The sequence below is a fragment of the Streptomyces sp. R33 genome (assembly GCF_041200175.1).
GTDB classification, from domain to species: domain Bacteria; phylum Actinomycetota; class Actinomycetes; order Streptomycetales; family Streptomycetaceae; genus Streptomyces; species Streptomyces katrae_B.
In genome coordinates this window covers 203,556-222,157 of record NZ_CP165728.1, presented here as the reverse complement: position 1 = coordinate 222,157, position 18,602 = coordinate 203,556, and the positions used below count along the sequence as shown (strand labels likewise).

General features: G+C 69.3%; 17 protein-coding genes and 1 pseudogene. 7 read left to right on the top strand and 11 right to left on the bottom strand.

Going from position 1 to position 18,602, the window contains the following annotated elements; all coding sequences use genetic code 11:
- The first annotated feature begins 94 nt into the window (after positions 1 to 94).
- The 5 genes and pseudogenes from AB5J51_RS41190 to AB5J51_RS41170 all read left to right on the top strand — a co-directional run bounded on the left by AB5J51_RS41190 (position 95) and on the right by AB5J51_RS41170 (position 3,955).
- Positions 95 to 394: a hypothetical protein gene (locus tag AB5J51_RS41190; protein ID WP_369780535.1), complete on the top strand. Its 300-nt coding sequence runs from the start codon at positions 95 to 97 to the stop codon at positions 392 to 394.
- On the top strand, positions 387 to 1,811 hold the full coding sequence (gene leuC, locus AB5J51_RS41185; RefSeq protein ID WP_369780534.1) for a 3-isopropylmalate dehydratase large subunit: 1,425 nt from the start codon (positions 387 to 389) through the stop codon (positions 1,809 to 1,811). The genes AB5J51_RS41190 and leuC overlap by 8 nt, the downstream gene beginning before the upstream one ends.
- 5 nt (positions 1,812 to 1,816) lie before the next feature.
- A pseudogene (gene leuD, locus AB5J51_RS41180) lies at positions 1,817 to 2,338 on the top strand (3-isopropylmalate dehydratase small subunit); the annotation flags it as partial.
- A gap of 81 nt (positions 2,339 to 2,419) precedes the next feature.
- Entirely contained in the window at positions 2,420 to 3,448 is a 1,029-nt protein-coding gene (locus tag AB5J51_RS41175) for a 3-isopropylmalate dehydrogenase (RefSeq protein ID WP_166663342.1), read from the top strand.
- Between the two features lie 114 nt (positions 3,449 to 3,562).
- Positions 3,563 to 3,955, top strand: a complete 393-nt coding sequence (locus AB5J51_RS41170) for a cupin domain-containing protein (protein WP_133900092.1) — start codon at positions 3,563 to 3,565, stop codon at positions 3,953 to 3,955.
- A gap of 78 nt (positions 3,956 to 4,033) precedes the next feature.
- On the opposite strand, the gene AB5J51_RS41165 is transcribed toward AB5J51_RS41170, so the two are convergent.
- The 11 genes from AB5J51_RS41165 to AB5J51_RS41115 form a co-directional block, all read right to left on the bottom strand.
- Positions 4,034 to 4,795, bottom strand: coding sequence for a thioesterase II family protein (locus AB5J51_RS41165; RefSeq protein ID WP_053789760.1), 762 nt, complete (start codon positions 4,793 to 4,795; stop codon positions 4,034 to 4,036).
- A 5-nt stretch (positions 4,796 to 4,800) separates the two neighbouring features.
- Positions 4,801 to 6,054, bottom strand: a complete 1,254-nt coding sequence (locus tag AB5J51_RS41160) for an aminotransferase class I/II-fold pyridoxal phosphate-dependent enzyme (RefSeq protein WP_136226503.1) — start codon at positions 6,052 to 6,054, stop codon at positions 4,801 to 4,803.
- A 137-nt stretch (positions 6,055 to 6,191) separates the two neighbouring features.
- Complete coding sequence (locus AB5J51_RS41155) at positions 6,192 to 6,419, bottom strand: phosphopantetheine-binding protein (protein WP_053789743.1); 228 nt, start codon at positions 6,417 to 6,419, stop codon at positions 6,192 to 6,194.
- A 41-nt stretch (positions 6,420 to 6,460) separates the two neighbouring features.
- Complete coding sequence (locus AB5J51_RS41150; protein WP_053789744.1) at positions 6,461 to 7,414, bottom strand: chlorinating enzyme; 954 nt, start codon at positions 7,412 to 7,414, stop codon at positions 6,461 to 6,463.
- A 108-nt stretch (positions 7,415 to 7,522) separates the two neighbouring features.
- Entirely contained in the window at positions 7,523 to 9,082 is a 1,560-nt protein-coding gene (locus tag AB5J51_RS41145; RefSeq protein WP_369780533.1) for an amino acid adenylation domain-containing protein, read from the bottom strand.
- 108 nt (positions 9,083 to 9,190) lie between these two features.
- Positions 9,191 to 9,847 (bottom strand): hypothetical protein, encoded by a 657-nt coding sequence (locus AB5J51_RS41140; RefSeq protein WP_369780532.1) that lies wholly within the window; start codon positions 9,845 to 9,847, stop codon positions 9,191 to 9,193.
- 47 nt (positions 9,848 to 9,894) lie between these two features.
- Positions 9,895 to 11,685 (bottom strand): 2-isopropylmalate synthase, encoded by a 1,791-nt coding sequence (locus AB5J51_RS41135; RefSeq protein ID WP_369780531.1) that lies wholly within the window; start codon positions 11,683 to 11,685, stop codon positions 9,895 to 9,897.
- A gap of 157 nt (positions 11,686 to 11,842) precedes the next feature.
- The gene (locus tag AB5J51_RS41130; protein ID WP_133900096.1) at positions 11,843 to 13,120 is read right to left on the bottom strand and encodes a cation:proton antiporter; all 1,278 of its coding nucleotides are present in this window, start codon (positions 13,118 to 13,120) and stop codon (positions 11,843 to 11,845) included.
- A gap of 75 nt (positions 13,121 to 13,195) precedes the next feature.
- Positions 13,196 to 15,028, bottom strand: a complete 1,833-nt coding sequence (locus AB5J51_RS41125; RefSeq protein ID WP_168724364.1) for a BTAD domain-containing putative transcriptional regulator — start codon at positions 15,026 to 15,028, stop codon at positions 13,196 to 13,198.
- A 248-nt stretch (positions 15,029 to 15,276) separates the two neighbouring features.
- Entirely contained in the window at positions 15,277 to 16,341 is a 1,065-nt protein-coding gene (locus AB5J51_RS41120) for a DMT family transporter (protein ID WP_078987828.1), read from the bottom strand.
- A 20-nt stretch (positions 16,342 to 16,361) separates the two neighbouring features.
- On the bottom strand, positions 16,362 to 16,793 hold the full coding sequence (locus AB5J51_RS41115; RefSeq protein ID WP_030303171.1) for a DUF2000 domain-containing protein: 432 nt from the start codon (positions 16,791 to 16,793) through the stop codon (positions 16,362 to 16,364).
- Between the two features lie 49 nt (positions 16,794 to 16,842).
- Here AB5J51_RS41115 and AB5J51_RS41110 point away from each other — a divergent pair, with 49 nt between their 5' ends.
- Together AB5J51_RS41110 and AB5J51_RS41105 are read left to right on the top strand one after the other, a co-directional pair.
- On the top strand, positions 16,843 to 17,658 hold the full coding sequence (locus tag AB5J51_RS41110; RefSeq protein WP_369780529.1) for an AraC family transcriptional regulator: 816 nt from the start codon (positions 16,843 to 16,845) through the stop codon (positions 17,656 to 17,658).
- Between the two features lie 384 nt (positions 17,659 to 18,042).
- The gene (locus AB5J51_RS41105) at positions 18,043 to 18,570 is read left to right on the top strand and encodes a 2'-5' RNA ligase family protein (RefSeq protein ID WP_053789752.1); all 528 of its coding nucleotides are present in this window, start codon (positions 18,043 to 18,045) and stop codon (positions 18,568 to 18,570) included.
- The last annotated feature ends 32 nt before the right edge of the window (positions 18,571 to 18,602 follow it).

Below are 18,602 nucleotides of genomic sequence, written 5' to 3'. Positions count from 1 at the left end.
CCCGATCCTGGCTTCCGGGGTCGCGGATGCGCATCGCGGGAAAGCGGGAGAAGGTGCTCCCCGGATCGGGGGAGGCCATCGGTGAGCTGCCCGGTTGAGCGGCGTGCTGATCCTCATGGGGATGGCCCTCCCCGAGGACTGGCTCGGTGCCGAAGCCGGGCTGAGTCTCTTCGGCCGGTCGCTGCGGTCCGACGGCGGCCGCCCCGAGGTCGCGGGCGGTGGCGACGTCCGGTTCTCCCTGTCCCACAGCGGCGGCCTCGCCCTGATCGCGACCGCAGCCGAACCCGTGGGCGTCGACAGCCGAGGACCGATCAAGGACGGCTCGGGGAGGGGCTCGCCTAGCGTCGGCGAGGTGACAGGAACGACCAGCAGCCAGGGGGAACGTGATGGGTAGGACACTCGCGGAGAAGGTCTGGGACGACCATGTCGTCCGGCGCGCCGAGGGCGAGCCCGACCTCCTCTTCATCGATCTGCACCTGCTGCACGAGGTGACCAGCCCCCAGGCCTTCGAGGGCCTGCGGCAGGCCGGCCGCAAGGTCCGGCGGCTCGACCTCACCATCGCCACCGAGGACCACAACACCCCCACCCTCGACATCGACAAGCCGATCGCGGACCCGGTCTCCCGGGCCCAGCTCGAGACGCTGCGCAGGAACTGCGCGGAGTTCGGCGTGCGCCTGCACTCGCTGGGTGACGTCGAGCAGGGTGTCGTCCACGTGGTGGGACCGCAGCTGGGCCTGACCCAGCCGGGCACCACCGTGGTCTGCGGCGACTCCCACACCTCCACGCACGGCGCCTTCGGCGCGCTGGCCTTCGGTATCGGCACCAGCCAGGTCGAGCACGTGCTGGCCACCCAGACGCTGCCGCTGGCCCGCCCCAAGACGATGGCGATCACCGTCACCGGCGAGCTCGCCGAGGGCGTCACCGCCAAGGACCTGATCCTGGCGATCATCGCCAGGATCGGCACCGGCGGCGGCCAGGGCTACATCCTGGAATACCGCGGCGAAGCCATCGAGAAACTCTCGATGGAAGCACGCATGACCATCTGCAACATGTCGATCGAGGCCGGCGCCCGCGCGGGCATGATCGCCCCCGACCAGACCACCTTCGACTACCTGCAGGGCCGCGACCACGCCCCGAAGGATGCGGACTGGGACGCGGCGGTCGCGTACTGGAAGACCCTGCGCACCGACGAGGACGCCGTCTTCGACGCCGAGGTCGTCATCGACGGCACCACCCTGTCCCCGTTCGTCACCTGGGGCACCAACCCCGGCCAGGGCGCCCCCCTGTCGGCCCGCGTCCCCGACCCCGCTTCGTACGAGGACGCATCGGAGCGCCACGCCGCCGAAAAGGCCCTGGAATACATGGGGTTGACCGCCGGACAGCCGCTGCGCGACATCAAGGTCGACACCGTCTTCGTAGGTTCCTGCACCAACGGCCGCATCGAGGACCTGCGCGCCGTCGCCGGCATCATCCAGGGCCGCAAAGTCGCCGACGGCGTACGGATGCTGGTCGTCCCCGGCTCCGTCCGCGTCGCCCTGCAGGCCGTCGAAGAAGGCCTGGACAAGGTCTTCAAGGAAGCCGGCGCCGAATGGCGCCACGCCGGCTGCTCGATGTGCCTGGGCATGAACCCCGACCAACTCGCGCCCGGCGAGCGCTCCGCATCCACCTCCAACCGCAACTTCGAAGGCCGCCAGGGCAAGGGCGGACGCACCCACCTGGTCTCCCCCCAGGTGGCCGCCGCCACCGCGGTACTGGGCCACCTGGCCTCGCCCGCCGACCTGTCCGACGCCCACGCGACCGCCGGAGTCTGAGAACCATGGAAGCCTTCACCACCCACACCGGCCGGGCCGTCCCGCTGCGCCGCAGCAACGTCGACACCGACCAGATCATCCCCGCCCACTGGCTGAAGAAGATCACCCGCGACGGATTCGAGGACGGACTCTTCGAGGCCTGGCGCAAGGACCCCGAGTTCGTCACCAACCGCCCCGAGCGCCGCGGCGCCACCGTCCTGGTCGCCGGCCCCGACTTCGGCACCGGCTCCTCCCGCGAACACGCCGTCTGGGCCCTGCAGAACTTCGGCTTCAAGACCGTCATCTCCTCCCGCTTCGCCGACATCTTCCGCGGCAACTCACTGAAGAACGGCCTGCTGACCGTCGTCCTCCCACAGGAGACCGTCGAGCGGCTGTGGGAGCTGACCGACAGCGACCCCACCGCCGAAATCACCGTCGACCTCGTCGCCCGCCAGGTCCGCGCGGCCGGAATCGAGGCGGAGTTCGAACTCGACGACAACGCCCGCTGGCGCCTCCTCGAAGGCCTCGACGACATCTCGCTCACCCTTCAGAACGAAGCGGACATCGCCACCTACGAAAGCACCCGACCGAGCCACAAACCGCGCACGGTCCGTCCGGAGCCCCGCGTCATCAGCCTCGCAGTGATCCCCGGTGATGGCATCGGCCAGGAAGTCGTGGCTCAGGGCCTGAAGGTCCTTACCGCGGTCCTGCCCCAGGATGTGAAGCTGGAGACCAAGCAGTACGACCTCGGCGCCACGCGCTGGCACCGCACCGGTGAGACCCTCCCGGACGAGGAGCTCGAGGCGCTCAAGCACCACGATGCGATCCTGCTGGGCGCCATCGGCGACCCGTCGGTCCCGTCGGGCGTCCTGGAGCGCGGCCTGCTGCTCAAACTCCGCTTCGCGTTCGACCACTTCATCAACCTGCGCCCGTCGAAGCTCTTCCCGAACACGGCCACCCCGCTCGCCGGCCGTCCGGAGATCGACTTCGTCGTGGTCCGCGAGGGCACCGAAGGCCCGTACACCGGCAACGGCGGCAGCCTGCGCACCGGCACCCCCGCCGAGGTGGCCACCGAGGTCAGCGTCAACACCGCGTACGGCGTCGAGCGCGTCGTGCGCGACGCGTACGAGCGGGCCAGCTCCCGCCCGCGCAAGAAGCTGACGCTGGTCCACAAGAACAACGTCCTCGTCTACGCGGGCCACCTGTGGAAGAACATCTTCGACAAGGTCGGCCAGGAGTACCCCGAGGTCACCACCGACTACCTGCACGTCGACGCCGCGACGATCTTCTTCGTCACGCAGCCCGAGCGCTTCGACGTCATCGTCACCGACAACCTCTTCGGTGACATCCTCACCGACCTGGCCGCCGCCGTGACCGGCGGGATCGGCCTCGCCGCCTCCGGGAACATCAACCCGACCGGCGCCTTCCCGTCCATGTTCGAGCCCGTCCACGGCTCGGCCCCCGACATCGCGGGCACCGGCAAGGCCGACCCGACCGCAACGGTCCTGTCCGTCGCCCTCCTGCTGCGCCACCTCGGCCACGAGGCCCAGGCCGTCCGCATCGAGGACGCCGTCACCGCCGACCTCGCGGAACGCGACGGAACCTTCCGCACCACGGAGGAGATCGGCGACGCGCTCGCCGTGCGGGCCGCCGTCTAGCGGGGCCGCGTTGCGTATCGCGTGTCTCCCACCCGCCCCGTGTGCCGCCCCGGTCGCTCCGACCAGGGCGGCACACGCCTGTCCGAAACCGCGGCATTCAAGGAGCCCGAACACATGATGACCGAACCGGTGAACATCCAGAGGACTCTCGATTCCTTCAGCGAGCCGTGGAGTCCGCGCATCGTCGCCCAGTTCAACGACTACGACGTCCGGGTGGCGAAATTCCACGGCGCCTACCTGTGGCACTCCCACCAGGACACCGACGAGCTCTTCATCGTCGCGGCCGGACGGCTGGTCATCCACCTGCGGGAGGACGGTGTGGAACGCTGCGTGACCCTCCACCGGGGGGACACCTACGTCGTGCCGCGCGGCATCGAGCACAAGCCGGTGTCCGATGAGGAATCGCACATCATCATGGTCGAGCCCACCGGCACGCTGACGGTCGGGGACACCCACGAGGAAATTCCCGACCACGTCGACGCGACCACCGGGCACCACGTCGGCTGACGCGACGCCGGCGGACACGTGCGAAATGGCGCCGGGCCCTCGGGAAGATCCCGAGGGCCCGGCGCCATTTCGCACGGTTCACGCATCAAGCGGCTGTCGGCCCCGGCGCGCCGCAAGGATTTCCGCGCAGACCGCTTCGAGCACGTCGTCCTCGCACTCGCGCAGGTAGTGGTGGCCGCCGGGGAACGTCCGCACCCGCACGCCGGCGGTCGTGGCCGCGCTCCAGGCGGACAGCCGGGAAACCGGGCACGTGTCGTCGCTCTCGCCGCCGAACACGGTCAGCGGCGCCCGCAGCGGGGTCAGCCGTGCGGGCCGGTACCGGTCCAGCAGAGCCAGATCCGCCCGCAGGGGCGGAAGGATCAGCGGCAGCAGCTCCGGATGGTCGAGCACCGCCGCGTCCGGACCGCCCAGTCGGCGCATCGCAGCGACGAGGTCCTCGTCGCTCAACCGGTGCCGGTGCTCCCCGTCGATCAGGTGGGGCGCCGGCCTCGCGGACACGAAGACGTGTTCCGCCACGAACCCGTCCTCGCGCTCGAGGATGCCGGCGACCTCGTAGGCCAGGCCGGTGCCCATGCTGTGCCCGAAGAAGAACATCGGGAGGTCCAGCAGTGGCCGCAGCGCGTTCGCCACCTGCTCGGCCATCGTGGCCATGTCCCCGATCGGCTCCTCGCCCAGCCTGTCCTGCCGGCCCGGGTACTGTACGGCGATCAACTCCACGCCGGCCGGCAGCCGGCCGCCCCAGCCGGCGAACGACGCGGCGGTGCCGCCAGCGTGGGGCAGGCAGACGAGCCGGCTGACCGCTGTCTCCTGCGCCTCACGGCGGCGCAGCCACTTGCCCATGGTCGTCACGCTCCGGTTCCCGCGCTCGCGCGCAGCTCTTCGAGCGCTTCACCCAGCCGGACGATGCCGTCGGCCACGGCCCATTCGTCCGGACTCAGGCTCAGTCTGATGCAGCGCTTGCCGTGCGTGCCGAGGAACGGTGTGTCCAGCGGCTCGACGAAGAAGTGCCGGCCGGGGACGATGAACATCTGCCTGCGCTTGAGGAACTCGTACAGCGTCAGGTCGTCGAACCAGTCGTGGTCGATCCACAGCCAGCAGAACATCCCCCCGTCGCTGGAGTGCAGCCGCCAGTTCAGGTCGTCCGGGAGGGACTCGGCGAGCAGGGCCTCGGCCATCGCCCGCTTGGCCCGGTAGTAGGGCTTGATGTGGCGCTCGGAGATCACGTCGATCTGCCGGGTCGTCAGTGAGCGTTCGACGACGGCCTGGAGCAGTTGCGGCGCGTGCAGTGTCGTGTTGGCGATGAAGGACACCATCGGGTCGATCAGGTCGGCCGGGCCGATCGCGAAGGCGATCCGCTCGCCGGGCAGCCCGGCCTTCGACAGCGTGAAGAGGTTGATGACGTGCGAATGCAGCACGGGGGCGAGCCTCGTCCGGACCACCTGGGGGAAGGGCTCCCCGTAGGCGTGGTCGAGCACCAGGGGCACGTCGCGCTCTTCGGCGGTGGCGATCAGCGTCTTCAGCTCGGACGCCTCGATGCTGCTGCCGGTCGGGTTGGCCGGGTTGGACAGCAGCATCATGCCCATGCGGGTCTGCCGGGCCAGGGCCTCTGTGTCGAGGCTGTAGTGGAACGAGTGGGATCCCTCGGGCACGATCAACGGCTCGATGCCGACCGTGCCGCCGGGGTCCGGGCTGAGTCCCTGGTAACCGGTGTAGTCGGGCAGGCGGGGCAGCACCAGTGGCTGCAGCACGCCGTCCGCGTCCGGGCCGGTGTACAGACTGGTCGCGATGAACGACAGCATTTGGCTGCCGGGCCCGACGACCACGTTCTGCGGCCCGATCGACCAGCCGTAGGTGAGGTTGAAGTAGTCGACGATGGCTTCGACGAGGGCGGCGGTGCCGCGCGAGGGCCCGTACCGGGTGCTGGACTCGACGAACCGGTCGTCCAGGGCCTCACGGGTGAGGCGGCGCCAGGCCTCGACGACCTCGGGGATGTGCGAGGGGTTGCCCGGACTGAGGTTGAGCCATTCGTCGTCGCTCGCGTCCCGGTCGGCCGCGGCGATGTCCTCCATGATGCTGCGGATGCCCGACAGGCGGGACATCTGCCGGCCCCGACTCGATAGCTGCACTGGGGGATCTTCCTGTAGTGGTGGGAGATGAACCGGCTGCGACGCCGGGGGCAGGGTGTGGAGCCCTGTCCCCGGCGTCGCAGCAAGGTCTGGCGGCAGCGGAGCCGAGATCAGGCGGCCGCGCGGGCCGTCTCGATGTGCTCGGAGATCGCCGCGACCGTGGACTTGCGGAAGAGCTGGTCCATCGCGACCTCGATGCCGAGCTCGGAGAGGATCTGGCGCTGGATCCGGGTCATGATCAGTGAGTGCCCGCCGAGGTCGAAGAAGTCGTCCGTGTCGGCGAACTCCTCGAGCTTGAGCTCACGGCTCCAAATGGCGTGGATCTTCGTTGCGATCACGTTCTGGGGTCCTTTTCGGTGAAGGGGAAGGAGAGGGGAGGTCAGCTCGCGGTCCAGCCGAACGGGGTGCCGTGGTTGTTCTCGGTGCGGATCCGGTTGTGGTCGTAGCGGTTCTCACCGGCCACGACGACGCTGCCGTACTCGGACAGGTCGAACGTCGCACCGTGGGCGCTGAAGGAGTCCTGGCCGGGGTAGACGCGCACGTGTGTGGGGACGTACCGGCTGGCGATCGCGAAGCGGGTCTCGCGCTCGGTGTTGTTCGGGGTGGAGCCGTGCACGCACGACGCCGTGAAGATGACCGCCTCGCCCGGCTGCATCTCCAGCTCGACGACGTCCTCGGGGCGCGGCTCCCACTTCGGGTCGATCTTGAAGTCGGCGAAGTCGTAGCCGAAGAAGCCGGTGTTGGCGTGGGCGACGTCGTAGTCCGCACCACGGCCGGCCTGAGTGGCCTTGTGCTCGTCGAAGATCCAGTCACGCTGCGAACCGCGCACGAACTTCATGCAGGCCCTGTCCTTGGTGGCCGGCGTGAAGGTCGTCCAGACGGTGATGTCGATGTAGGCGTTCCAGTCCGACTCGGTCGGCAGGAGCTGCGGCTTGCCGTTGGCGTAGCTGTAGTCGCGCACCTGGTGCCACTCGGTCGCCTTGGCGCCCGGGAACTTGGGGAACCACTCGGTCCGCCAGTTCAGTACGTCCGGGCCGAGGATGGCCGTGAGGTACTTGACGATCGTCGGGTGGGTGATGTGCCGGCTGAGCTCCGGGATGTCGAAGTGCCGGTCGTAGTTGACGCTGTTCTTGTACAGGGCGCGCGAGGCGTCCTGGTTGTTGATCCGGATCTCGCGGATCAGGGCGGCGGCCTCCTCCGGCTCGTACAGCTTGATCGGGCCGGTGAAGCCGTCGAGGCTGAACTGCTCGATGTTCGCCTTGATGTCCTCGGGGACGATCGCGTTGCCGGAGATCTGGGCGGCCGGGGTCGGGCGCTGCTGGTCGATGGTCATGCGGATGCTGTTCCTTTGCTCGAAAGCCACGCGTGCGGAAAAGAAGGTTTCTGGGGGCGCTCGCCGAGGACGCGGGCGAGCGGGCAGGTGGGGACGTTGAGGCCTGCGTCAGCCGGCGGCCAGGGCTGCCAGGGCCCGCCGGTCGGTCTTGCCGTTCGGGTTCAGCGGGAAGGCGTCGAGGACCGTGAAATCCTGCGGCACCATGTTCCGGGGCAGGGTGCCGAGCAGGTCGCGGTAGAGCGCCCGGGTGTCGAGACCGTCGGCCGCGGGCAGCACGAAGCCCACCAGACGCAGCTCGCCCGAGTCGTCCGGAACCGCGAGGACCACGACGTCGTCGACGAGCGGGTGGGACCGGACCCCGTGTTCCACGTCTCCCAGGTCCATCCGCATGCCGCGGATCTTGACCTGGGCGTCGACGCGGCCGACCACCACCAGTTCCCCGTCCGGGGTGACGTAGCCGCGGTCACCGGTCCGGTAGGTCCTGACGGTGCCGTCGCCCGTGGCCCGGTCGGTGAACCGGCGGGTGTCGGCCGGAGAGGCGTTGAGGTAGCCGGCGCTGACGCTGAGGCCCGAGATGCAGATCTCTCCGGTCTCGCCGTCCGGCACCTCGTTCGACTCCTCGTCGAGGAGGTGGATCTCGGTGTTGTACACGGGCTCTCCCACCGGCGTCGCGGTGCCCCGGTAGCGGGCGTAGTCCGCGAGTACGTGGGAGGTCGCCACGTCCGTGCACTCGGCCACCCCGTACTGGTGCAGCAGGACGCAGGAGTTGCCTTCCCGGCCTGCCCAGTCCTCGACCCGGGAGACTGTGAGCGGCTCCCCGCCGATGAAGACGTGGCCCACCCGGGTCAGTGCGTCGGTCCCCAGGGCCTGTTCGTGCTCGATGAGCACGTACAAGGTGCTCGGCGCGCAGTGCAGCTGCCGCACGCCGTGGGTCTCGATCAGGCGGTAGGCCATGCCCGGGTCGAAGATGCGGCTGGGCAGCAGGTGGAGGGTGGCACCGCAGAACAGTGGCGCCATCAGTCCGCGCTGGCTGATGTCGAAGCCGAAGGAGCTGACGGTGAGCCCGCTCGAACCGCTGCCCAGACCGTACTCGACCCGCAGCCACTCGAGGAGGTTGTACCAGCCCTCGTGGCGCACGGCGGTGGCCTTGGGCGTTCCGGTGGAGCCGGAGGTGAACACGACGTAGCACAGGTCGTCGTTGGAGAGGTCGACGACCGGATCCGTGACGGGCAGGGCGTCGAGCTGCCCGCCGAGCTCGTCGATGACGACGAGGTCGCCCGGCGCCCCGGCGACCAGGGCGCGGGTGTCGGCCGAGACCACGTTGAGCTTGATCTCGTCGAGCTGGGACACCATCAGGTGGAGCCGCTCGGCGGGGTAGGTGGGGTCCAGCGGTACGTAGGCGGCGCCGGCCTTCATGGTCCCGAGGATCGCGACCATGAGCTCGGGCGTACGGTCCAGGCATACGCCGATCACGGAGCCCCGGCCCGCACCGAGAGCGATGAGGTGGTGGGCGAACCGGTTGGCCCGTGCGTTCAGCTCGGCGTAGCTCAGCTCTTCGGCGCCGCACGTCAGCGCGGGCCGGTCGGGATGCTGCCGGGCGTGGGTCTCGAAGACCCGGTGCACGAGCAGGTCGGGTGGAAGCGCCAGGCGCCTGCCTATGAGGGACATACGGGGTCCGTTCCTCTCCAGTGTCCTGGACTGCGGGAATGCGGGAATGCGGGAATGCGGGGAATGCAAGGAATGGGGGAAGGCGACGAAGCGGGAGGGCCGGAGCGTTCAGGCGGCGGCGAGGGCCGACCTGCTGATCAGCACGCTCTCGTCGTACTCGAGCAGGTACCGGTAGAAGGGGTGGCTGGCACGGAAGCCGCGGGCCACGAGCCTGCTGACGTTCAGCCGGTACACCGTGGGCGCCCCTCCCGCTCCCGAGCCCTCGGCCGGCAGGAAGCCGAGCTGGGTGAGCTTGTCGACCGCCCGCCGGTCGGCGACCTCCACCACGACATCGCTCACCTCGTGCGACACCGCCCACTGCAGACAGCCCTTGAACAGGCCTCCGAGGACGCCGAAGGGAAGCTCCGGCAGGACCGTGTCGGCGAACTCGGGGCGCACCACCGGAAGGCGGCACTGCACCAGCCGGCCGCTGTGCCGCAGGACACCCGCCAGCTCGGGCCACTCGGTCAGCGGCAGCCCCAGCGGCGAGTAGGCGACGAGTTCCGCGCCGGCCACCAGAGCGCCCTCGACCATCACGAGCATGTGGGTGGTGTGCGGGGCGAAGGTGTCGTCGCCGGCGGGCGCTGCTGCGGGGAAACCGAGCAGGTCGCGGTCGCTGCGGCCGCGCAGGCCGTCGATGCCCAGCAGGTCGAAGTCGCTGTGCGCCGTGTACACGAAGCAGTCTCGGCCGGGGTCCTTCTTGCTTTCGACGAAGGTGAGGTCCATCTCTCAGCTCACAGGGTGCGGGTTCGGGTGCGGGGAGGGGTGGGCGGTCAGGCCCGGGCGCGGTTGACGGCCGAGGTGATGGCGCCGAGCCGGGCGCTCTCCTCGTCGCCGGAGATCGCGGCCCCGTACCCGGTCGTGCCGTCGAGGCTGATCTGCGCGTAGGCGGCGTACCGCGTGCCGAGGCTGTCGGTGAGGGCGTGACCCGTGGTCTCGGCGATCTCCACCGCCAGTCCGCCGCCGGCCAGGGCCGCGGCGTAGGCGTTGGCCGTGTCCTCGCCGGAACCGGTCAGCCGCCTCTCCCGGCCGTCGGCGTCGACGACCAGGGCGTCGACGGTCGCGGCGCCCCCGTGGTCCGTCAGCTGGAACTCCTTCAGCAGCAGGGAAGGGTGGTCGAATTCGAGATACATACCGGCGAAGATGGCTCGCAGCTCCCGGGAGGTGAGCTCGATGCCGTCGCCGTCGGCCACCTGCTGCACCTCGCGGGCCAGCTCCACCCGCATGCCGCGGGGGAGGTCCAGCCCGTAGGCGCTCTTGAGCACGTGGGCCACCCCGCCCTTGCCCGACTGGCTGTTGACCCGGACCACCGACTCGTAGGTGCGGCCGACGTCCTTGGGGTCGATGGGCAGATAGGGGACGTCCCACGGCACCTCGGTGGTGGAGGTGCCCGCCTCGGCGGCCTTCCGTTCGATCGCGGCCAGGCCCTTCGCGATGGCGTCCTGGTGGGTACCGGAGAAGGCCGTGTACACGAGGTCGCCGCCGTACGGGTACCGGGGAGGCACCTGGAGCTGGTTGGCGAACTCCACGGTGCTGCGGATCTCGTCGATGTCGGAGAAGTCCAGCTGCGGGTCTACACCCTGGCTGAACAGGTTCAGGGCCAGCGTGGCCAGGCAGACGTTGCCGGTGCGCTCGCCGTTGCCGAACAGGGTCCCCTCGATGCGGTCGGCGCCGGCCATGACGGCGAGTTCCGCGGAGGCGACCGCGGTTCCCCGGTCGTTGTGGGGGTGCACCGAGAGGATGACCGCGTCACGGCGGTCGAGGTTGCGGTGCATCCACTCGACCTGGTCGGCGAACACGTTCGGCGAGTCGGTCTCCACCGTCGTCGGCAGGTTCAGCGTCACCGGACGGTCCGGGCTCGCGTCCCACAGGGAGGTGATGGCGTTCGACACCTGGAGCACGTATTCGGGCTCCGTGACGTTGAACGTCTCCGGCGAGTACTCGAATCGCAGCTGTGTGCCCTTGGTCGCGTCCGCTCGGCGCGCAATGTGTTCCGCCGAGCGGAGGGCCATCTGCTGCACCTCGTCCGCGCTCATTGCGAAAACGACCTCGCGCCACAGGCAGGCGGTCGCATTGCAGAGGTGCACCATGGCCCGGTCCGCGCCTTCGATGGCCTCGAAGGTCCGGTCGATCAGTTCGGTCCGGGCCGGCGTGAAGACGGATATCGTCACGTCGTCGGGGATCCTGTCCTGCTCGATCAGAGTGCGCAGGAACAAGAAGTCCGCGTCGCTGGCCGACGGGTACCCGACCTCGATGTCCTTGAATCCCATGCGGACGAGGAGGTCGAACATACGGCTCTTGCGTTCGGTGTCCATCGGGCTGCTGAGTGACTGGTTCCCGTCGCGCAGGTCGACCGAGGCCCACAGCGGCGCCTTCACCAGGGACTTCGCAGGCCAGGTGCGGTCTGCCAGGTCGTAAGGGAGACGGGATCCGAGCCGCTCGTACCGCTGGAAGGGCATCGCCGATCCGCGCTGGGCGTTCCACCACTGCTGGTCGTCGCGACGCGGGCCGACAGGGGTCCTCAGCCTCGATACGGCGAGGGATTCCGGTGCAACCTCGATCATTTCTTGCCTCCGTTGGAAACTGCGGAACGGCGCAGTCTGCGGCGAGTTCGGATTCCTCGACCTGATGTCGGCAAACGTATGAGGAGGCGTCCTCGATGCATCCCCGAGCGATCCTCATGCCGCCCTCAGCCCGCCCTCAGCCGGTCTTCAACCGTCTTCAACCCGTCTTCACGGCCTTCGACGACGGAGCGGCGGAACGGTCGGCGGTGGAATCGTCCGGCGGGAGTACCGGGGAGGCCTCGGGCAATACGCGGGTCAGCTTCAGCAACGGCCCGGTCATGGCGGTCGTCACGACGGCCATCACGACCATCATGGAATAGAAGTCCTGGTTGATCAGACCCATCTCCAGGGCAACGGCCACGATGACGATCTCCGTGAGTCCGCGGGTGTTCATGAGTACGGCGGCCGGCACGGCCGTGGCGTGCGGGAGCCCGGAGAGCCTGGCACCGGCATAGGAGCCGGCCGCCTTCGAGGCCACGGCGACGGCAATCACGGCGGCCAGTGTGAGCAGGGCGGCCAGGTCGAACGCGGAGAGGTCGACCTTGGTGCCGGCCACCACGAAGTAGAGCGGAAGCAGGAGGTGCCCCACCTGTTCCATGTGCCGCATGATCTGGGTCCGCAGCTCGCCCCGTGTGCTGCGGGGCATCACCGCACCGAATGCGAACGCGCCGAAGATGAAGTGGATCCCGAGCCATTCGGTGGCCGCGCAGGACAGCATCAAGCCCACGACCAGGGCGGGCACGATCCGTGCAGCGCCCGCTTCCCGTGCTCGGGCCCGCTCGACGAACGCGCCCAGAAGGGGCCGGACCACGGCGAACATGACGGTGAGGTACACCGGGAGCAGCATCATCCGCCACTGCCCCGCGGCCCCCGCGTACGCGACGACTCCCGCCAGGCAGGCCCAGGCAACCAGGTCGCCGACAGCCGCTGCCGCCAGGGTGAGGCCGCCGACCGGGTGTCTGTTCAGGCCGCGGTCGGCGAGGATCCGGGCCAGCACGGGGAACGCGGTGACCGACATGGCCACCCCGACGAACAGGACGAAGGCCGTGTGGCTGCCGGGAGCGTAGGTACGGGCCAGGGGGACGGCCAGTGCGGCGCCCGCGACGAGGGGGACGGCCACGGATCCGGCGACCAGGCCCATCGTGGCCTTCCTGCGGCTGCGCAGGAAGCCGGCATCGATCTCGTAGCCGACGATGAACATGAAAGTGGCGAGGCCCACGTTGGCCAGGGCGCCCAGCAGGGGCTTCACGTCGGCGGGCAGTACGGCGTCGGACCCCGCCTGGGTGAGGACCATCGGGCTGGCCAGCAGCCCGGCGCATATCTCGCCGACCACGGCGGGCTGCCCGAGTCGGCGGGCGAGTGTCACGAAGACCTTGGCGGCGCCCAGGACGAGCGCAAACGTGAGGAAGAAGTCCGCGAGAGTGTTTCCGGTCATGGCGAAGCTCCGTGAGGGCGCGGTGAGGGAAGTCGGAGGAGGAGGAAGAGTGCGCGGGGAGTTCGGGCTGCCGGCTCAGGCCGCCAGCGGCTCGGCGCTCAGGGCACCGTGTCGTTCCGGCTGCGGCCCGCTCGTGCCGTCGTGCCCGGGGAGCTGCGCGCAGTACGTCTTCACCAGGGGGTGCATGCGGTACTGACCCGGCTCCGGCTGGAACAGGAGGTGCTCGTCGACCAGGCTCTCGAGCATCTGCTCGGCGACGAAGGGCGGCAGTCCGGCCAGTACGGACGTGGACGCCACGTCCGTACGTTCGCCTTCGGCCGTGCCGAGGAGGCGCAGCAGCCGCTGCTGACCCGCGTTCAGATGCCGGTACGAGGCGTCGAAGCAGGCCACGATCCCGCCGTGCTCCGTCTGCAGGTCGGCGAGGCGCACCGCCGGGTCCGCGAGCCGCTGGGCCAAGTACCACACCTGCCAGGAAGGCCGTCGCCGCAGGCGCGCCGCGGCTGCGGCGACGGCCAGGGGCAGATCGCCGCAGTGGTCCAGAATGCCGCTGACCTCATCAGGCCTGGGCTGGGGGTGCCGCTTGCCCAGCAGCCGGCAGAACAGTGCGTACCCCTCCTCGCGGGAGACGGGGTCCAGGGACACCACCCGAGTGGGAGACAGCGCGGTCATGGTCAGGCGGCGCCTGCTGGTGACCAGGGTCAGGCACTCGTCACCGGCCGGGAGCAGCGGCCCGATCTGCTCGGCGCCGACAGCGTTGTCGAGGACGACCAGCATGCGCCGGCCGGCGGTGCGACCGCGCCACATCTGGACCAGGGCCTCGACCGAGTCGGGCAGTTCGCCTTCCGGCAGTCCGGAGAGCACGAGCAGCTGGCGCAGCGCCGCCCGGTGGCCGAGCGGGTCCTCGTGCCGGGTGTGGCCGCACAGGTCGAGGAAGATCCGGCCGTCCGGGTACCGGTCCGCCACGCGATGGGCGAAGTACACCGCGAGGGTGGTCTTGCCCACGCCTCCCATGCCGTCGACGGACAGCACGCGGCGCGGCCCGGCGGCCGCGCCGCCGGCGAGGAGGGCTTCGATCTCCGCAGTCCGGCCGACGAAGTGCCCGCTCTCGAAGGGCAGGTTGTCCGGAGCGGGCACGCCGGCATCGGCGGTGGAAACGGCGTCGGCGGGCACAGCGGGGAGGGGCACGGGCGGAGCGGAGGGCGCGATCCGGACGGCGGGTGCGGCTGCGGGAGCCGCCGCGTCGAAGTCCTCGCGCAACATCAGCTGGTGGACTTCGAGCAGTTCGGGGCCCGGGCTCAGACCGAGCGACTCCGCCAGGTTGCGCCTGGCCTGTTCGTAGACGGTGAAGGCGCGCGCCCGGGCGCCGGAGCGGTGCAGGGCGAGCACGTACTGGGCGACCATCCGCTCGCGCAGTGGGTATTCGGCCACCCAAGCCGCGAGCTCGCTGACGAGGCTCTTGTGCCGGTCGTGGGCGAGTTCCAGGTCGATGCACTCCTCGGCAACCGAGAGCCGGCCCTCGTTCACGCCTGCGACCTGGGCCTGGAGGGTGGCGCTCTCGATCCCCGAGAGCATCGGACCGGTCCACAGGGACAGCGCGGCGCGGAACTCCACGATCGCGTCCGGCTTCCGCCCCTGGCCGAGATGGGTGCGCGCCTGCGCCAGATGCCGGCGGAACTCGTGGAGGTCGAGCCTGGCCTCGCCGATGTCGAGCTGGTAGCCGTCGGCGACGGGAGTGATGACGGCTCCGCTGGGGGCCAGGATATTGCGCAGGTCGGATACCGCATTGCGGATCTGTTTGCCCGCGGTGCTCGGCGGCGTGGTTCCCCAGACCGAGTCGACGAGACGCCCGATGGATGTGCGCCGGCTCTCTGCGGTCAGGAGCGAACCGAGCACAATCTGATGTTTCATACCTCTCAGAGGTACTGTGCGCCCGCTCACCTTGAGCTGAAGCGGCCCCAGCACCCGAAACTCGACTTCAGACATGAAGTTGAGACCCCGATCTTGCATTCCGTACGGATGAGCTTCATTTCCGTGCACGCGACGCTGGGTGCACGTGGGGGTTGGGAAAGCAGACACCCACCCAGGGCCGGGGCGAGGCCCTGAGCGGGTGATGAGCGGGCACATCGCCTTCCCCCCGGAGGCGTTGCGGCATTTCTCTAGTTTTCTTCCACTGTCCGTACAGTCGTCGAAGCAGCCTTGCGGTGGGATTCCCCGCCGTCGGCTCCCGAAAGGGGAGCGGGTGCGGCCGGATCGGCCTCCCGCCCGGTCTCCTGCGCCGGCTGCTCCGGGGCCTGCTGACGGAGGCGGCCCTGCGTCACGGCCAGCAGTGCGCCGGCGAGCATGACGGCGGCGCCCGCCAGCTGGAGTCCGCCGAACGACTCACCCAGGAAGACGACGGCGCAGGTCACCCCGAACACCGGGACGGAGAACATGATGACGGTCGCGGTCGACGGGCTGACGACCCTCAGGCCCCGGTAGTAGAAGAGGTAGGCCATGGCGGTGGGGCCGACGGCGAGGTACACGACGTTCAGCCATGTCGTCGACGACAGCGCGCTCCACTCCACGTCCGGGAACGCGGGCACGGCGAAGAGCAGCAGGGCGAGCGCCCCGGCCAGGGTGCCGAACGTGGTGGCCCGCAGCGGGTCCATGCCGACCAGGACCTTCTTCGAGGCGATGCTGTACACGGCCCAGGAGAGTGCGCCGAGAAGGTAGACGAGGTCCCCGGTCAACCGGGACCCGCCCGCATCCACGCCGGTGCCCCCCGCGCCGACGAAGAACACGACGGCGCCCGACACTCCCAGCGCCAGGCCGCCCATTCGGGCTCCCGAAGCCTTTTCCCGGCCCAGGGCCAGGAGAATTCCCGTCGTGATGACCGGGCTCAGAACCGGAACGATGATGCTTCCGTCGATCGAAGGGGCCAGAGAAAGACCCCAGAAGAAGAACAGGTTGTACGCGAAGACCCCGACGAGTCCCACTGCCGCCGCACGCGCAATTTGCGAACGTGTAAGCGACGGCCCCTTTGATTTCCGCCCGATGAAAGCGAGCAGAACCACCAGGATGACCGCGCCGCCACCGAAGCGGAGAACAGCGGCGACCTGGTGGGGCATATGGCCGACCACTGATTTAGAGCTGGCGAAAGCACTACCGAAGAGCGCCATGGTCGCGAGCAGGTACACATACGCCTGTGCGGATTCGCTCCGCAGCGACGTTTCCTTTTCCATGCCACGCCCCTAAGGAGACGTCACGGGTGCATTCGAGCGCCCTTGATGATCTTGTCTACCGCATTGCGCGGCCCGTATACGGCCATGCCGACGAGGTCCAGCTGGTCCCGGTGGACGGCTGCAACGGCGGCCCGGTTGTCCCGGTCGTTGTTGGTGGTGAAGAGGTCGGCGGTGAAGACCGACAGGGGCAGACCCCGGCTGACGGCACGCTGGTGCGAGGTGGTCAGGGCCTCTTTGCTCGCCTCGAAGACCAGGACCGGCTGGCGGAACATGGGCAGGTACTCGGTCTCATCGGCGTCCGAATAGGGCTCACCGATTACTTCCGGAACCTTGCGCCCGATTCCACTCACGAGAAAGGCGGTCATGTTGAGGCGCTGCCACACCTGAAGATCGTCACGCAAGACCACGGCGATCTTTGTCTCAAAACGAACGGGTTCGTTCACGCTGTCCATGGATGAATCAAACCCCGGGCACCCAGGTCAAGTCTTGTACGATCTTTGCATGCTTGATCATCCGCAGGTCCGCGCATGGCGCCCCGCCCTGGCGGGAATCGAAGAGGTCTACCACGCCCGCATCACCGACCACGTCTATCCCATGCACACGCATGACTCCTGGACTCTGCTGATCGTCGACGACGGCATGGTCAGATACGACCTGGACCGGCACGAGCACGGCGCCCTGGACCAAATGGTCACGCTGCTGCCCCCGCACGTCCCACATAATGGACGCTCGGTCACCCCGACCGGCTTTCAAAAAAGAGTTGTATATCTCGACTCCTCGCAGCTGGGCGACGGACTCATCGGCTTGGCGGTGGACAGCCCCGTCATGGACGACCTGCTGCTGCGCCGGCGCATCAGCCAGCTGCACCAGGTGCTGGAGCACCCCGGCGACGAACTCGAGGCAGAGAGCAGGCTGGCACTGGTGTCCGAACGCCTGCGCGACCACCTGGAACGGCACTTCGAGGACCGCACCCCGACCCGCGACGCCGGCATCGCCCACCGGCTGCGCGACCTCCTCGACGAGAAGTTCGTGGAGGGCGTCAGCCTCCAGGATGCCTCGGCGGCGCTCCACGTCCACCCCGCGCACCTCGTCCGGGTGTTCAGCAGGGAGTTCGGCATGGGTCCGCACCAGTACCTGACCGGACGGCGCGTGGACCTGGCCCGCAAACTGTTGCTCGCAGGCATGGCACCGCGCCTGGTGGCGGCCTCGGCCGGTTTCTACGACCAGTCCCATTTCAACCGGCACTTCAAGCGCGTGCTGGGCACCAGTCCGGGCCGCTACGCCCGCAGCGGCCCGGCCCGCCACCTGGCCGAGTAGCTCCCTGACCCTGGTGCGAGGTGACGGAGAAGTTGCTGTAGCCGCCGCTGTCGGTGGTGGCGGGCGAAGGGCTGTAGACGATCCCGGTGCTTCGGACGACCGAGGCCGACATGCGGTCCTCGGCCTGTACGACCATGCCGATCGGCTGCTCGAGCGAGTCGACGCCCGCGTTGATGGCGTGGACACCGACCTGTACCAGGCTCTCGGTGGGGCTCTTGGCGAGCCCGTCGAGGCCCACCCAGACGCTGAGCTGGTTGTCGGGGTCTTCCTGACGGCGCCCCTGCCTCCGGGCTGGTGCGGCCGGTGGAACCTGCGCCGGCCCCAACCGCCTGAGGAGCCGGTCGGGGAGCGTCGGTCCCGTACCTGGCCTGCGATGATGACGGAGTGCCAGAGCCAGGAACCACTGCCGTCGTCATTGTCCTGCCCGATGCCGCCCCGCTCCTCGATGCGGCGTGGCGTATCGATCCGGCTCTGGTGCGTCGCGGGGTGCCGGCGCACGTCTCGCTCCTCTACCCGTTCGTGCCGGAATCGGCGCTGACGGATCAGGACGAGAAGGGCGTGCGGTCCCTGGCGGCGCGTTTTCCGGCAGCCGATCTGCTCTTGGAGGAGGTCGTGACGGCGTCCGGCTTCGTCGCCGTCACCGTTCCGGGACTGCAACCGGTCGTCGATGCGTTTCGCGCCCGGTGGCCCGGGTTGCGCCCGTACGGGGGCCGCTTCGGGGCGCGGCCCGCCGCCCATGTCACCGTCGCGCTGGGGGCAGACGACCCGACGGCCGCCGCCCCTGTGCGCGCTGCGGTCGGCAGCCTGCTGCCGCTGCGCACTCGTGCGGCGGCGGTCCAACTGGTGGTGCAGACGGAGGAAGGCTGGCGGCCGCGGTTCTCCGCGCCGCTCGGCGGCCAGACGAGACTTTGACGACACCCCCTAAGGGCTGTCCCGTAATCCCC